The sequence below is a fragment of the Bacillus hominis genome (genome assembly GCF_018332515.1).
GTDB classification, from domain to species: Bacteria; Bacillota; Bacilli; order Bacillales; family Bacillaceae_G; genus Bacillus_A; species Bacillus_A hominis.
The window spans coordinates 1-431 of sequence record NZ_BOQD01000642.1 but is presented as its reverse complement, the minus strand read 5'-3'; the positions used below and the strand labels follow the sequence as shown (position 1 = coordinate 431).

Sequence of the window (431 nt, the reverse complement as noted above, 5' to 3'; positions counted from 1 at the left end):
AAATATAATTGCAATGATTTGATGTACTTTTCGATACATCTTCAATTTTGTTTTCTGATTAGATTTCTGTAAAACAAATCCTGCAACGCCTAATACTATTAAGGTTAAAAGAGAAAATACACCACTGTATATTAGTATTATATGACGACTTCCTTTTATTAAAAAGTAAAGACCGTGAGTAGTCGCAATAGAGATTACAGCGTATCCAATTAATACGTGAAACTGTTTTATAAAAAGATATAGTTCTTTAATTATTTTAAACCCGTGTATATTCTTCTTCTTTAAAAATAACCATATTTGGCGTAAGAACCATAATGATGCAGCTACAATTGCCCCATATTCACCAAAAGAACCTAATTTCTTATTTAACCATTGAACATTTAATACGTTCCCGTACAAAACATTAACAAATAGCAATTCAACACTACAAA

At 28.8% G+C, this 431-nt stretch carries 1 protein-coding gene; it reads right to left on the bottom strand.

Annotated elements, in window-relative coordinates:
• On the bottom strand, positions 1-431 hold a 431-nt coding region (locus KI356_RS27755), incomplete at both ends, for a hypothetical protein (RefSeq protein WP_238486262.1).